We start from the raw sequence: 14494 nt of genomic DNA, 5'->3' as shown, positions 1-14494 counted from the left end.
CCCCGGCTGTGCGTCTGGGGGGGGTGTTGGCTACCATGGGCACTCTAGCAAAAAATCGCGCGAGAGGGTGATGCGCGTGTCTTTTTTACACGTCAAAAACAACAACCACCCGGCCGGGGTTGAGTAGTCGGGCCAGAGGTGACGGTCGTCGAGCGCGCGGGTCCCAGCGAAACGAAAGGCGGGATCCGCTGAGCCGATGACTCTTCACTGGTCACTGTTCACTCACTCTCGGTTCGCGTCGATTTCCTCACTCTAGCCTAGCGGGTAGGCCTCTCCCGGCCCGGAAACGCCTAGGGTCCTACCGCAATCCGTACAACGGTTGTCGGCTCCTCCAAAAGGCCCTCCCCAAGGACGCGCACCTCCGCGCTGTGGCCCTTGTACTTCTTGATGGCCTTCGCGGCCTTCTCAACTTCCTCTGCCGCGCTGCGTCCCTTGATCGCGACTAGGCTGCCCGCACCCCCGAGCAGAGGCAACGTGATCGGCACCAGCTTCGACAGGGCCGAGACTGCACGAGCCGTGACATAGTCTGCGTTCACCAATTCGACCGCCTGCTCGGCGCGCGTCCGCAGGATTCGCACGTTCGTGAGCCCAAGGTCGTCGACGACCTCTTCGAGCCAGATCACGCGACGCTCAAGAGGCTCGATGAGCACAAGTGTCAGATCCGGGCGAGCGAGGGCGAGGCAAAGCCCGGGCAGACCGGCACCGCTTCCGACGTCGGCAACTGTCGCCTCACGAGCGAATTCGGATTCGATGACGGCGCAGTTCAACACATGCCGGCTCCAGAGCCGAGGCACCTCACGCGGACCGATGAGCCCCCGTTCGAGGCCGGAGGTCGCGAGATGGTCGACATAGCGCCGAGCCAGCTCCAGGCGATCGCCGAACAGCTTTTCGGCCGCGGCGAGCTCCGCCCCGCCCAACTCCGGCAGTCCGCCGTCGTACTCCGCCTCGCCCAGCGCTCCCTGATCCTCGGTCATCTCAATCGGTGGAGACGACGATGTGGCGCTTGGCGCCCTCGCCCTCCGACTCGCTCACGAAGCCGAGATCGGCCACCGCATCGTGCACGATCTTGCGCTCATAGGAGCTCATGGGTGCGAGATGGATCGGAGCCCCGCCGGACTTGACCTTCTCCACAGCATCTTGGGCCAGCGAATGCAGGTACTTCGAGCGGTCCTTGCGATAGCCGTTCACGTCGAGCACAAGGCGGGAGCGGGTCCCGGTCTGCGACAGGACGGCAAGCCGGGTGAGCTCCTGAAGCGCCTCGAGCACCTCGCCGCCCTCGCCGACGAGCGCATCAAGGCCCTGGGCCTCCTCGTCCCCAATCACGGAGAGGTAGGTGCGGCCACCCCGGACCTCGATGTCGATATCGCCGTCGATATCAGCGATGTCGAGGAGCTCCTCGAGGTAGTCGGCAGCAACGTCGCCCTCCTCCTCAAGCTTGTTCAGAGGAGTCTCGCTCTCCTCGTCGCCCGCGGTCTCCTCTGCGGCAGAATCGTTGGCTTCGATGTCCATGTCCTCGGTCCCGCTCTCGGCAGTGGTCTCGGCAGGGGTCACTTCTTCCTCCGGTTCTTGCGCTGCGGCTGCTGGCGTTGGCCCTTGGGCTCAATGGGTGCGGGAATGTCCTCGGCCTTCATGGCCTTCCCAGTGGTCACGTCGATTGGCGCGAGGCCTCGCGCGGCACGCCGCTCGTTGAGAGCCTTCGCCGCGGGCGATCCGGGGGCGGGCATGCGGCGGATCACGTAGAACTGCTGGCCCATCGTCCAGAGGTTGCTCACCGTCCAGTAGATCAGGACGCCGATGGGGAAGTTGATGCCGCCGATGCCGAAGACGAGCGGCAGGATGTAGAGCAGGATCTTCTGCTGGCGCATGAAGGGGCTCTGCATGGCGGTCTCGCTCATGTTCTTCGCCATGATCTGCTTCTGCGTGATGAACTGCGACGCGGTCATGGCGACGATCATGAAGATCGTCAGGATCGCGACCACCACTGGGTTTCCACCGCCGCCATGCAGCAGCGAGGCCGAAAGCGGGGCGCTGATGATGCTCGAGTTGTGGAACTGGTTGACCTGGTCCGTGGTCATCGCGCCGATGCCCGAGTTGTTCGCGGCGGCGCCGCTGATGCCGGAAAGGACCCGGAAGAGGCCGAAGAAGAACGGCATCTGGATCAGCATGGGCAGGCAGGCCGAGAATGGATTGGTCCCGTGCTTCTTGTACAGGGCCATCTGTTCCTGGGCCATGGCCTGGCGCGAGAGCTGGTCGGTCTTGCCCTTGTACTTGGCCTGAAGCTTCTGGAGGTCAGGCTGGAGGAGCTGCATGCCTCGCTGAGCCTTGATCTGCTTCACGAAGACCGGGATCAGGGCGGCCCGGATCACGATGACGAGGCCGATGATGGAGAAGGTCCACGTCCAGCCGCTCCCGGGCGGGAGCCCCAGGAACGACAGCGCCTCGTGGAAGGCCACCATCACGGCGGAGACCAACCACTCGAATGGCAGCAGTACGGCGCTTAACGGGTCCATGAATTTCCCTATTTCCTCGTGTCGTCACTGGCGGGGTCGCCGGGTTCCGGCTCATCCCTCCAGTAGCGGTCCGGGTGGTTGAGCACCACGATCCGCGGCGTGCGGCCTTCGGGCCAGTGCCGATGCCCATCGGGCACCGGATCAAGCCCTCCGGAATTCCAGGGGTGGCAGCGCGCGAGCCGGCGAACCGCCAAGTACGATCCTCGCACAGCCCCGTGGACTGTGACGGCTTCGAGCGCGTAGGCAGAGCAGGACGGAAAGAACCGGCAGACCTGGCCATAGGCGGGCGAGATGACCGCGCGATACGCAGTGAGGAGCGCAATCAGCAGCTTTCGCGGGATATCCCACACGAAACGTCCGACGGCGGCCGCCGGGTTCGCGGGATCATGCCCGCCGGCGGCGTTGCTCACCGCAGCCATCAGCCAACCTCCGTTCCGCTATCCGATGTGGGCCCGCCGTCCGATACAGGCCTGCCTTCTATCGCCGGCACAAGCCGGCGGAGCGCCCCGCGAAGAGCGGAGGCGTAGTCGCCGCGGAGGGAAGCCCAATCCGCAGAGGCCGCGGGCGGCAACGCGCGCACCACGACGTCGAGGCCCGTTGGCCTGTCCCGCAAGGTCTCTGCTCCGGCTTCCCTCAGCCTCCTCTTAACGAGGTTGCGGACCACTGCGTTCCCCACCGCTTTTGACACGATGAAGCCGAAGCGGGATGCCTTGCCCTCGTCCGAAACGGCCGCATACAGCACGACGTTCCGGCGCCCTTGGCGGACGCCGGAACGTACGGTATGCGAGAAATCGGCGCTCGTGCGCAGCCGGTTCTGGACGGGAAGCATCCCGCGACCTTATCGCTGCGTCATCGAGGGGGCCGGGCTGGGCCCGAACTCAGGCCGAGAGCTCTGAGCGGCCCTTGGAACGGCGGGCAGCGAGGATGGCGCGGCCGGCACGGGTGCGCATGCGCAGACGGAAGCCGTGCTTCTTGGCACGACGGCGGTTGTTCGGCTGAAAAGTCCGCTTGCTCACGGTTGTCACTCCAGTGGTTCCGGGGCGTCTGCCCAGGGGGCGCTGGTGGCTCTGGCGGACGCTGTATAGGCGGTGCCTGCGGCCCCGCCGCGCCTCATGCCGTTCGCCGTGATCCAGCAGGAAGCTGGTGCGGCGTTCGTGGGCATGCGACAGGACAGTAGGCAGACACAAAGGACTTAACGACGTTAGGGCAGTTGGGAGGCGTCAGTCAAACCGAGATGCCGACGGCCGAGGTGCCGAGGACCATCTGGCTCATGCCAGAACGGCCCCCGGTTCCACTATCCCCACCTGTGGTGAACTCCACGTGAGACCTGTGGACAGCGAGGTGACGCGGATGGCGAGGCGAACTTCATCAGTGTAATTCATCCCCGCCCCTTTCCCAGTTCTCATCTGGTTTCTCCGTCCTCTAGGCTTGCTCAATGCACCCCCGCCGCACATGTGGACAGCCGTGTGGACAAACTGTGGGTGCCTTATTGACTGGCACAGACGGCGAGAAGGGGATATGGGGACTGAGGAAGCCAACGAGGCCAACACTGTTGGCAGCTCGTGGCGGCGCGTCGTACGCCTGCTGGAGGAGGACGATCGGGTTACGCCCCGGCAGCGGGGCTTCGTCGTGCTCGCTCAGGCCCAGGGGCTGATCGGCTCGACCCTCCTCGTCGCGGTACCGAACGAGCTGACGCGCGAGGTTCTCCAGTCCCAGCTGAAGGAACCGCTCGACACGGCCCTCCGCCAGGTCTTCTCCGATGACGTGCGCTGCGCCATCGACGTGGACACCGAGATGGTGCCGGTCCGGGAAGAAGTCTTCGAACCGGTCAAGCGGCCAGAGATCGTCCCCGATCTCCGCCCCGCGCCGACTCCGCCCAGCACTTCCCAGGAATTCGGGCGCCTCAACCCCAAGTACACGTTCGACACCTTCGTGATCGGTGCGTCGAACCGCTTCGCCCACGCGGCTGCGGTCGCCGTTGCCGAGGCGCCGGCCAAGGCCTACAACCCGCTGTTCATCTATGGCGACTCGGGGCTCGGCAAGACGCACCTGCTGCACGCGATCGGGCATTACGCCCGCAGGCTCTACAACGGCATCCGGGTCCGGTACGTGAACTCGGAGGAGTTCACCAACGACTTCATCAACTCGATCCGCGACGACGAGGGCACGAGCTTCAAGGCGACCTACCGCAACGTCGACCTGCTGCTCATCGATGACATCCAGTTTCTGGCGGGCCGAACCGGAACGATGGAGGAGTTCTTCCACACGTTCAACGCCCTGCACAACAGCAACAAGCAGGTCGTGATCACCTCGGACCAGCCGCCGAAGGCGCTCCATGGCTTCGAGGACCGCATGAAGTCCCGCTTCGAGTGGGGCCTCCTCACGGACATCCAGCCGCCGGACCTCGAGACTCGGATCGCCATCCTCCGCAAGAAGGCGAACAGCGAGGGGCTCTATGCGCCGGACGACGTGCTCGAGTACATCGCTTCCCGCATCGCCACCAACATCCGCGAGCTCGAGGGTGCCCTCATCCGCGTGACGGCGTTCGCGAGCCTCAACAAGCAGCCCGTCGACGTGGCTCTCGCCGAGATGGTGCTCAAGGACCTCATCACGGACGACTCGGCTCTCGAGATCACCGCGGACCAGATCCTCCAGGAGACGGCCGGGTACTTCAAGCTCACGGTCGAGGAGCTCAACAGCAAGTCTCGGACGCGGACGCTCGTGACCGCTCGGCAGATCGCCATGTATCTGTGCCGCGAACTGACGGACATGTCGCTCCCGAAGATCGGCCAGGTCCTCGGCGGCCGCGACCACACGACAGTCATCCACGCCGACCGGAAGATCCGCGAGCTGATGGCCGAACGGCGCGTGATCTTCAACCAGGTCACCGAGCTCACCAACAAGATCAAGCAGGCCCAGCGAGGCCTGTGAGTTCGGGCGCGAGCTTTCTTGTCATTCCTTATTAACAGCGTGCTGTGGAAAACCCTGTGGGCGGTTAAGTGCACATCCGCCCGGCATGGGCTTAAAACCCTCCCCAGGTCTGTGGAGAGCACGAATGACAAGAATCTGACAGTCCACAGCCACCCCTGAGCTCATCCGCACGGCGTCAACAGTCCGTGAACAGCCAACTTCCGCGACGGATCAGGCCTGGAGGCCGTTTTCCACAGTTTCCACAACAGTTATTAACACCACGAATCCCAAGAATTCTGAGATTCACCAGACAACAGGAACCTTGCGACCCCACGCGCCCTCCCTTCCAAACCCCCAACAGACCCCCTTCAGCACCGGTACGCGTTGAACCGGCCCCGGAAGATGCGGCTAAGCTGTGCTCAGTGCGCGCCGGGCCGCACAAGTCGTTGAAAGGCGGGAATCCTTCCGTGAAGTTCCGAGTCGAACGGGATGTCCTCACCGAGGCAGTGAGCTGGGCGGCACGGTCCCTCTCACCCCGACCTCCGGTCCCCGTCCTCTCCGGTCTCCTGCTCAGGGCGCACGATGGCGTGGTCAGCCTCAGCAGCTTCGACTACGAGACATCAGCCCGCCTCGAGATCCCCGCGGAAATCAGCGCAGAAGGCATCATCCTCGTTTCGGGCCGCCTCCTCGCGGACATCTGCCGAAGTCTTCCGGCTGCACCCGTCGACGTCGAGACCGACGGCTCGAAGGTCACCCTGACCTGCCGTCGAAGCTCGTTCCACCTCGCAACCATGCCCGAGGGTGAATACCCCCCTCTCCCCGAACTTCCCGCCATCACCGGCGCCGTCTCCGGAGATGCCTTCGCCAAAGGCGTTGCCCAGGTCATCATTGCCGCCAGCAAGGACGACACCCTCCCCATCCTCACGGGTGTGCGGATGGAATTCGAGGACGACCTGATCACCCTTCTGGCCACCGACCGCTATCGCCTCGCCCTACGCGAGATTCCGTGGAAGCCCGCCGCCTCGTCGGTCTCCACGAGCGCCCTCGTCAAGGCCAAGACCCTCAATGAAGTCGCCAAGACGCTCGGGGGCTCGGGGGAGCTCAGCATCGCCCTGGCCGAAGACGACTCTCGGCTCATCGGATTCGAGAGCGCCGGCCGCACCACGACGTCCCTCCTCGTGGACGGGGACTACCCCAAGATCCGTTCGCTGTTCCCGGAGAGCACCCCGATCCATGCGATCGTCTCCACCCAGGAGCTCGTCGAGGCCGTTCGCCGCGTGTCGCTCGTGGCAGAACGGAACACACCCGTCCGCTTGGCCTTCTCCGAGGGCCTCGTGGCCCTCGACGCCGGCACCGGCGAAGACGCCCAGGCCTCGGAAGAACTCGAGGCCCAGCTCACGGGCGAGGACATCACCGTGGCCTTCAACCCGCACTACTTGATCGAGGGCCTGAGCGTCATCGAAGCACCCTACGTGCGCTTCTCATTCACGAGCGCGCCCAAGCCTGCGATGCTCACCGCGCAGAGGGAACTCGAGGGCGACGACGAGGACAACTATCGCTACCTCGTCATGCCCGTGCGCCTCCCCAACTGATGTGTGTCCATCTGGGCCTCTAGGTCCGGCGGACGCGAGCCCGCGCTGTGTCGTCGAAAGGAACATCATGCATTTCGGATTGATCGGCCTCGGCAAGATGGGCTTCAACATGCGGGAGCGCGCACGGCGCGCAGGCCTCGAAGTGACGGGCTACGACCGCAACCCTGACGTCGCCGACGTCGCCTCCATCCACGAGCTCGTCGAGGCGCTGCCCACGCCCCGGGTTGTGTGGGTCATGGTTCCCGCCGGCGAGATCACCGACGCCGTGGTCAAGGAGCTCTGCGACAGGCTCTCGCCGGGCGACCTCGTGATCGACGGCGGCAACTCGCGCTTCACGGAGGACCAGCGGCACGCGGCCGCTCTGGCCGAGAAGGGCATCCATTTCGTGGACTGCGGTGTCTCGGGCGGGGTCTGGGGCCTCCAGAACGGCTACGGCCTCATGGCCGGCGGCGACGCGGAGGACGTCAAGATGGCCATGCCGATCTTCGATGCTCTCCGGCCCGAGGGCGAGCGCGCCGACAGCTTCGTCCACGTGGGCGGCATCGGCGCCGGCCACTACGCGAAGATGGTCCACAACGGCATCGAATACGGCCTCATGCAGTCCTACGCAGAGGGCTACCAGCTCCTGGCCGCCAAGGACATCATCACCGACCTGCCCGGAACGTTCCGCGCCTGGCAGAAGGGCACGGTCGTCCGGTCCTGGCTCCTCGACCTCCTCGTCAAGGCACTCGAGGAGGATCCGGGCCTGGAGAACATCGACGACTACGTCGAGGATTCGGGCGAGGGCCGCTGGACGGTCGAGGAGGCCATCGCCAACGCCGTCCCCGCACCGGCCATCACCGCCGCCCTCTTCGCCCGCTTCGAGTCCCGCGAGGACAGCTCCCCCGCCATGAAGATGGTGTCCGCGCTGCGCCACCAGTTCGGCGGCCACGCCACGCGCCCGGCCAAGTAGCCAAGGGCCCAAGGACCCTCCCCCAGGTGTACGTCGAACGGCTCTCGCTCACGGATTTCCGGAGCTACGCCCAGCTCGACCTCACCCTCGAGCCGGGTCCCACGGTGCTCGTCGGCCCCAACGGCGTCGGCAAGACGAACGTCGTCGAGGCTATCGGGCTCCTCTCGACGCTGTCCTCGCACCGCGTGTCGTCTGATGCGCCGCTGGTAAGGTTCGGCGCAAGCCAGGCGATCGTGCGGGCAGGCTTCGTGCGCGGCGTCCAACGATCGCAGCTGGAGCTCGAGATCAACCCTGGCCGGGCGAACCGCGGGCGGGTCAACCGCGGCGCGCCCCGACGGGCCCGGGAATTGCTGGGAATCGCCCGGACGGTGCTCTTCGCGCCGGAAGATCTCGCGCTCGTCAAAGGGGATCCCTCGGGCCGCCGCCGTTTCCTCGACGAGCTCCTGACGGTGCTCATCCCCCGGCACGCTGGCACCCGCGCGGACTACGAGCGCGTCCTCAAGCAGCGCAACGCCCTCCTCAAGACGGCCCGCACCTCGCGCTCGCGCGGGAACAGGATTCCCGACGCGCACGGGGGTACGGTCGAGTCGACTCTCGACGTGTGGGACCAGCAGCTCGCCAGGATCGGAGCGGAGCTGCTGGCCGCCCGGCTCGAACTCGTCGAGCGGCTGCGGCCGCACGTCGCCATGGCCTACGCGCAGCTCACCGACGGCTCGAAGGCGGCGCAGCTCGCCTACCGCTCCAGCATCGAAGGCTTCGTCTCGGACGATGACGGCGAGCTCACCGCCGAAGCCAGCGTGCCGCCGTCGTCCGCTGCCGGCCTCGAGACCCTCGCCGCCAGCGAGATCGCCGAGCGCTTCCTCACCGCGCTGGCGGCCTCGAGACCCCGCGAACTCGAACGCGGGCTCTCGCTCGTGGGCCCCCACCGGGACGAACTCGAGCTGCTGCTGGGCCCCGCCCCGGCGAAGGGATTCGCCTCCCACGGAGAGACGTGGTCCTTCGCGCTGGCATTGCGCCTCGCGTCCTACTACGTGATGCTCGACGACTCGACGGTCGAGGGCGACGAGCCGATCCTCATCCTCGACGACGTGTTCGCCGAACTCGATACCGCGCGACGCACGAGACTTGCCTCGATCGTCGCCAAGGCAGAGCAGGTCATCGTCACCGCGGCGGTCGACGGCGATATCCCCGCAGAGCTCTCGGGTCGCCGCGTGCAGGTGGTCCCGGGGGGAGTTGCGGCGGACACCTTCGACGAGCCCGCCGAGCACGGGATTGAGGCCGAGCCCCGGACCGAGGCGGGCTGATGGCCGGCCCCTCGGATCACCCTGAAGAGGTCGACGCCGCGCAGGCGGCCCTCAACCGCGTTCGTCAGGCGGCGGAGGCCCGGGGTGAGATTCGAACTCGGACGAAGGGCTCGCTCGTCACTCCTCCGCCGGGTGCATCGAGCGAACAGCGGAAGGTGCGTCGCCGCCGGGAGCCCGGATATTCCGGCCGCGACCCGCTGGGACTCGGGAACGTGGTGAGCCGGATGGTTGCCGACCGCGGGTGGTCCTCCCCCGTGGCAGTCGGCTCCGTCATGGCCCGATGGACGGAACTCGTGGGCCCCGAGGTCGCCGCCCACTGCACGCCGGAGAGCTTCGACGACACGACGCTGCGCGTCCGGTGCGATTCCACGGCCTGGGCCACCCAGCTCCGATTGCTCAGCACAGCGATCCTGGACCGCTTCACGCGCGAGCTGGGGCCCGACGTCGTCCGCACGCTCCAAGTGCTCGGCCCCACGGCGCCGAGCTGGCGCAAGGGCCTCCGGCACGTCCGCGGCCGGGGACCGCGGGACACCTACGGCTGACCGCAACGGACGATGTCAGGTCCAAGCCGGGAATCCGCGGTCTGGGCCGCTCACGGGCCGGGAGCCACACTGCCCCTTGGTCGGCCTCCTGTTGAGCCGCCATAACCGCCCTTGCAGGCTTCCCACGGGCACACGCGGGCCCGGAGTGTCCAAGCCAGAGCGCGGGAACCGGTAGAATTGAGTCATAAGCCTGTCGATTGAAGAGGGGTAGAGACTGCCTGTGGCTGACGAGAGCGCAGCGAACGACTGGAACGGGGACGGTGCAGCTGCACCCACGCCTGAACAGACACCGGAAGCGCAGGCCCCGAGGGAATACGGGGCGAGCAGCATCACCGTACTCGAGGGCCTCGAAGCCGTCCGCAAACGCCCGGGCATGTACATCGGTTCGACCGGACCCCGCGGCCTTCACCACCTGGTCTACGAAGTGGTGGACAACTCGGTCGATGAGGCGCTTGCCGGGTATTGCGACCACATCAAGGTCACCCTGCAGCAGGACGGCGGAGTGCGCGTCGAGGACAACGGACGCGGCATCCCCGTGGACATCCACCCCACGGAGGGCAAGCCCACTGTCGAAGTGGTCATGACCATCCTGCACGCCGGCGGCAAGTTCGGCGGCGGCGGGTACACCGTCTCCGGCGGCCTGCACGGCGTCGGCATCTCGGTGGTCAACGCGCTTTCGGTCCGCGTGGACACCGAGGTCCGCCGGCAGGGCCACGTCTGGCGGATGTCATTCCGCGACGGCGGCCACCCGGTCGGGAGCCTCGAGCGGGGCGAGGAGACCGAGGCCACCGGCACGATCCAGACGTTCTATCCGGACCCCTCGATCTTCGAGAGCGTGGTCTTCGACTTCGAGACGCTGCGCGCGCGCTTCCAGCAGATGGCCTTCCTCAACAAGGGCCTCCGGATCACCCTGACGGATGAGCGCGCCACGCAGGTGGACGAGGAGGAGCTCGCGGACGAGGCGGAGCACGCCCCGGAGCCGCGGACGGTCGACTACAAGTACGACGACGGCCTGCTCGACTACGTCAAGCACCTCAACTCCTCGAAGAAGATCGAGGTCATCCACGAAGAGGTCATCGCGTTCGAGAGCACCGACGGCGAGCGGGGCATGACGCTCGAGGCAGCGATGCAGTGGACCACGGCCTACGCCGAGTCGGTGCACACGTACGCGAACACGATCAACACCCACGAGGGCGGCACGCACGAGGAGGGCTTCCGCGCCGCGATGACGTCCCTCGTGAACCGTTACGCGCGCGAGAAGGGGATCCTCAAGGAGAAGGAGGACAACCTCAGCGGCGACGACGTCCGCGAGGGCCTGACCGCGGTCATCAGCATCAAGCTCGCGGAACCGCAGTTCGAAGGCCAGACGAAGACGAAGCTCGGCAACTCTGAGGCGAAGGGCTTCGTCCAGCGCGTGGTCACCGATCAGCTCGGTGACTGGTTCGAGCGGAATCCGGGGCCGGCCCGCGACGTGATCCGGAAGGCCATCCAGGCGTCGCAGGCCCGCATGGCCGCGCGGAAGGCACGCGACAACGCGCGGCGGAAGAGCCCGCTCGAGTCCTTCGGCATGCCGGGCAAGCTGTCCGACTGCTCGTCGAAGGATCCGTCGGAGTGCGAGGTCTACCTCGTGGAGGGCGACTCGGCAGGCGGTTCCGCAAAGCGCGGCCGCAATCCGAAGACCCAGGCGATCCTCCCGCTCCGCGGCAAGATCCTGAACGTGGAGCGCGCGCGCCTGGACAAGGCGCTCGGCAACGCCGAGATCCAGTCGATGATCACGGCCTTCGGCACCGGCATCGGCGAGGACTTCGACATCGCGAAGCTGCGCTATCACAAGATCGTGCTCATGGCCGATGCCGACGTGGACGGCCAGCACATCACGACGCTGCTCATGACGCTCCTGTTCCGCTACATGCGGCCGCTCATCGAGAACGGGTACGTGTACCTCGCCCAGCCGCCGCTCTACCGGATCAAGTGGTCCAACCACCCGCACGACTACGTGTACAGCGATCGCGAGCGTGACGAGACCATCCGGCTCGGGCTGGCCAACGGACAGCGGCTCCCGAAGGAGAACGGGATCCAGCGGTACAAGGGCCTCGGCGAGATGGACTACACCGAGCTGTGGGACACCACCATGGACCCGGACCGGCGCACGCTCCTGCAGGTCACCATGGAGGACGCCGCGGCCGCGGACCAGACGTTCACCGTCCTGATGGGCGACGACGTCGAGTCCCGGCGCCACTTCATCCAGCAGAACGCCAAGGACGTCCGCTTCCTGGACATCTGATCTCGGGTCGGAAAGCAATTAGAGGAGAGAATCTTTGAGCGACGAGACTCCCGAGGACCCCACCGCGGGCACGCCGGGAACCGACCCGACGGCCTTCGTGCCCGAGGGCCCCGCCGAGGGCGACCGCGTCGAGCAGGTCGACCTCCAGACGGAGATGCAGCGGTCCTACCTCGACTACGCGATGGCCGTGATCGTCGGCCGGGCGCTGCCGGACGTGCGCGACGGGCTCAAGCCCGTCCACCGCCGCGTGCTGTACGCGATGTTCGACGGCGGCTACCGGCCGGACCGCGCCTTCAACAAGTGCGCGCGCGTGGTCGGCGACGTCATGGGCACGTACCACCCGCACGGTGACATGGCGATCTACGACGCCCTGGTCCGCCTCATCCAGGACTGGGTGATGCGCTACCCGCTCGCGCTCGGGCAGGGCAACTTCGGCTCCCCCGGCAACGACGGCGCCGCGGCCCCCCGGTACACCGAGACCAAGATGGCCCAGCTGGCCATGGAGATGGTCCGGGACATCGACGAGGAGACCGTCGACTTCCAGGACAACTACGACGGCAAGAACCAGGAGCCCACGGTCCTGCCGGCACGGTTCCCGAACCTGCTGGTCAACGGGTCCTCCGGCATCGCCGTCGGCATGGCCACGAACATCCCGCCGCACAACCTGCGCGAGGTCGCGGACGGCGTGCAGTGGTACCTGCAGAACCCCGAGGCGACCCGCGAGGAGCTCCTCGAGGCGCTCCTGCTGCGCATCAAGGGCCCGGACTTCCCCACCGGGGCGACGATCCTCGGCCGCCGCGGCATCGAGGACGCCTACCGGACCGGGCGCGGCTCCATCACGATGCGCGCCGTGGTCAACGTCGAGGAGATCCAGGGCCGCACGTGCCTCGTGGTCACCGAGCTGCCCTACATGGCGAACCCGGACAACCTCGCGAGGAAGATCGCGGAGCTCGTCAAGGACGGCAAGATCTCCGGCATCGCGGACCTGCGCGACGAGACCTCCGGCCGCACCGGCCAGCGCCTCGTGATCGTGCTCAAGCGCGACGCCGTGGCGAAGGTCGTGCTGAACAACCTCTACAAGCACACCCAGCTGCAGGACAACTTCGCCGCGAACATGCTCGCGATCGTCGACGGCGTCCCGCGCACCCTCTCGCTCGACGCGTTCGTGCGGCACTGGGTCACCCACCAGATCGACGTGATCGTCCGGCGCACCCGCTTCCGGCTGCGCAAGGCCGAGGAGGAGATCCACATCCTCCGCGGCCTGCTCAAGGCGCTCGACATGCTCGACGAGGTCATCGCCCTCATCCGGCGCTCCCCCACGGTCGAGCAGGCCCGCGACGGGCTCATGGAACTCCTCGACATCGACGAGATCCAGGCCCGAGCGATCCTCGACATGCAGCTGCGCCGCCTCGCGGCCCTCGAGCGGCAGAAGATCCAGGACCGCAACGACGAGCTCGAGGCGCTCATCGCCGAGTACAACGCGATCCTGGCAGATCCGGCCCGCCAGCGGCAGATCATCTCGGAGGAGCTCACCGGGATCGTCGAGAAGCACGGCGACGACCGGCGCACCCGCATCCTCGCGGGCTTCGACGGCGACATGAGCGTCGAGGACCTCATCCCCGAGGAGGAGATGGTCGTCACCATCACCCGCGGCGGGTACGTCAAGCGCACCCGCAGCGACCAGTACCGCCAGCAGCACCGCGGCGGCAAGGGCGTCCGGGGCGCGCAGCTGCGCGGGGACGACGTGGTGGAGCACTTCTTCGTCACGACGACGCACCACTGGCTCCTGTTCTTCACCAACCTCGGACGCGTGTACCGGGCCAAGGCGTACGAGCTCGCCGAGGGCGGCCGCGACGCGAAGGGCCAGCACGTGGCGAACCTGCTCGCGTTCCAGCCAGACGAGCGCATCGCCCAGGTCCTGGACCTGCGGGACTACCAGCAGGCGCCGTACCTGGTCCTTGCGACCAAGGCCGGCCTCGTGAAGAAGACCCGCCTCGAGGACTACGACACCAACCGCTCCGCCGGCGTCATCGCGATCAACCTGCGCGACGGCGACGAGCTCGTCTCCGCGCAGATCGTCTCCGAGGACGACGACCTCATGCTCGTCTCGCGGCACGGCCAGTCGGTGCGCTTCACGGCGGACGACGACGCCCTGCGCCCCATGGGCCGAGCCACGAGCGGCGTGACCGGCATGAAGTTCCGTGACGACGACGAGCTGCTCGCGGCGGACGTCGTGGCCGAGGGCTCGTACGTCTTAATCGTCACCGAGGCCGGCTACGCCAAGAATTCCAGCGTCGAGGAGTACCGCCGGCAGGGCCGCGGCGGCCTCGGCATCAAGGTCGGCAAGTACGCAGAGGGCCGCGGGCACCTCATGGGTGCCCTCATCGTCACCGACGAGGA

13 protein-coding genes are annotated in these 14494 nt (G+C 66.8%); 7 read left to right on the top strand and 6 right to left on the bottom strand.

The features are described from left to right. Positions 1-290 precede the first annotated feature (290 nt). The 6 genes from rsmG to rpmH are packed head-to-tail and all read right to left on the bottom strand — an operon-like array spanning position 291 to position 3526. Positions 291-974 (bottom strand): 16S rRNA (guanine(527)-N(7))-methyltransferase RsmG, encoded by a 684-nt coding sequence (gene rsmG / locus ACTHL9_RS05145; protein ID WP_440517773.1) that lies wholly within the window; start codon positions 972-974, stop codon positions 291-293. A 1-nt stretch (position 975) separates the two neighbouring features. After that, entirely contained in the window at positions 976-1509 is a 534-nt protein-coding gene (locus ACTHL9_RS05140) for a Jag family protein (protein WP_440517774.1), read from the bottom strand. Between the two features lie 38 nt (positions 1510-1547). Continuing rightward, on the bottom strand, positions 1548-2510 hold the full coding sequence (gene yidC / locus ACTHL9_RS05135; RefSeq protein ID WP_440517772.1) for a membrane protein insertase YidC: 963 nt from the start codon (positions 2508-2510) through the stop codon (positions 1548-1550). Between the two features lie 8 nt (positions 2511-2518). After that, a complete protein-coding gene (gene yidD / locus ACTHL9_RS05130; RefSeq protein ID WP_440517771.1) occupies positions 2519-2929 on the bottom strand; it encodes a membrane protein insertion efficiency factor YidD in 411 nt (136 codons plus the stop codon). Next, positions 2929-3339, bottom strand: coding sequence for a ribonuclease P protein component (gene rnpA, locus ACTHL9_RS05125; RefSeq protein WP_440517770.1), 411 nt, complete (start codon positions 3337-3339; stop codon positions 2929-2931). Before rnpA ends, yidD begins: the two co-directional genes overlap by 1 nt. Positions 3340-3388: 49 nt before the next feature. Continuing rightward, positions 3389-3526 (bottom strand): 50S ribosomal protein L34, encoded by a 138-nt coding sequence (gene rpmH, locus ACTHL9_RS05120; RefSeq protein WP_005268235.1) that lies wholly within the window; start codon positions 3524-3526, stop codon positions 3389-3391. A 502-nt stretch (positions 3527-4028) separates the two neighbouring features. Between rpmH and dnaA the strand changes: the two genes are divergently transcribed. From dnaA to gyrA, 7 genes are all read left to right on the top strand, one after another. Then, a complete protein-coding gene (dnaA, locus tag ACTHL9_RS05115) occupies positions 4029-5441 on the top strand; it encodes a chromosomal replication initiator protein DnaA (protein WP_138416898.1) in 1413 nt (470 codons plus the stop codon). Positions 5442-5887: 446 nt separating this feature from the next. Next, the gene (gene dnaN, locus ACTHL9_RS05110; RefSeq protein WP_440517769.1) at positions 5888-7012 is read left to right on the top strand and encodes a DNA polymerase III subunit beta; all 1125 of its coding nucleotides are present in this window, start codon (positions 5888-5890) and stop codon (positions 7010-7012) included. A 67-nt stretch (positions 7013-7079) separates the two neighbouring features. Then, positions 7080-7964, top strand: coding sequence for a phosphogluconate dehydrogenase (NAD(+)-dependent, decarboxylating) (gene gnd, locus ACTHL9_RS05105; protein WP_440517768.1), 885 nt, complete (start codon positions 7080-7082; stop codon positions 7962-7964). A 26-nt stretch (positions 7965-7990) separates the two neighbouring features. After that, on the top strand, positions 7991-9268 hold the full coding sequence (gene recF, locus ACTHL9_RS05100) for a DNA replication/repair protein RecF (RefSeq protein ID WP_440517767.1): 1278 nt from the start codon (positions 7991-7993) through the stop codon (positions 9266-9268). Then, entirely contained in the window at positions 9268-9810 is a 543-nt protein-coding gene (locus ACTHL9_RS05095; protein WP_440517766.1) for a DUF721 domain-containing protein, read from the top strand. Before recF ends, ACTHL9_RS05095 begins: the two co-directional genes overlap by 1 nt. Before the next feature lie 220 nt (positions 9811-10030). Further along, a complete protein-coding gene (gene gyrB, locus ACTHL9_RS05090) occupies positions 10031-12094 on the top strand; it encodes a DNA topoisomerase (ATP-hydrolyzing) subunit B (protein WP_440517765.1) in 2064 nt (687 codons plus the stop codon). A 34-nt stretch (positions 12095-12128) separates the two neighbouring features. Continuing rightward, the coding region (gyrA, locus tag ACTHL9_RS05085) for a DNA gyrase subunit A (RefSeq protein ID WP_440517764.1) at positions 12129-14494 on the top strand (2366 nt) is incomplete at its 3' end.

Source organism: Sinomonas sp., assembly GCF_051955515.1.
Taxonomy (GTDB): Bacteria; Actinomycetota; Actinomycetes; order Actinomycetales; family Micrococcaceae; genus Sinomonas.
The sequence above is the reverse complement of the archived record's forward strand: the minus strand, read 5'-3'. Positions and strand labels throughout refer to the sequence as shown.

Excerpts from the sequence above, each read along its gene's own strand:
- dnaA (WP_138416898.1), top strand. The coding sequence starts at position 4,029 with ATGGGGACTGAGGAAGCCAACGAGGCCAACACTGTTGGCAGCTCGTGG.
- gnd (WP_440517768.1), top strand. The coding sequence starts at position 7,080 with ATGCATTTCGGATTGATCGGCCTCGGCAAGATGGGCTTCAACATGCGG.
- yidC (WP_440517772.1), bottom strand. The coding sequence starts at position 2,510 with ATGGACCCGTTAAGCGCCGTACTGCTGCCATTCGAGTGGTTGGTCTCC.
- ACTHL9_RS05140 (WP_440517774.1), bottom strand. The coding sequence starts at position 1,509 with ATGGACATCGAAGCCAACGATTCTGCCGCAGAGGAGACCGCGGGCGAC.
- rnpA (WP_440517770.1), bottom strand. The coding sequence starts at position 3,339 with ATGCTTCCCGTCCAGAACCGGCTGCGCACGAGCGCCGATTTCTCGCAT.
- yidD (WP_440517771.1), bottom strand. The coding sequence starts at position 2,929 with ATGGCTGCGGTGAGCAACGCCGCCGGCGGGCATGATCCCGCGAACCCG.
- rsmG (WP_440517773.1), bottom strand. The coding sequence starts at position 974 with ATGACCGAGGATCAGGGAGCGCTGGGCGAGGCGGAGTACGACGGCGGA.
- ACTHL9_RS05095 (WP_440517766.1), top strand. The coding sequence starts at position 9,268 with ATGGCCGGCCCCTCGGATCACCCTGAAGAGGTCGACGCCGCGCAGGCG.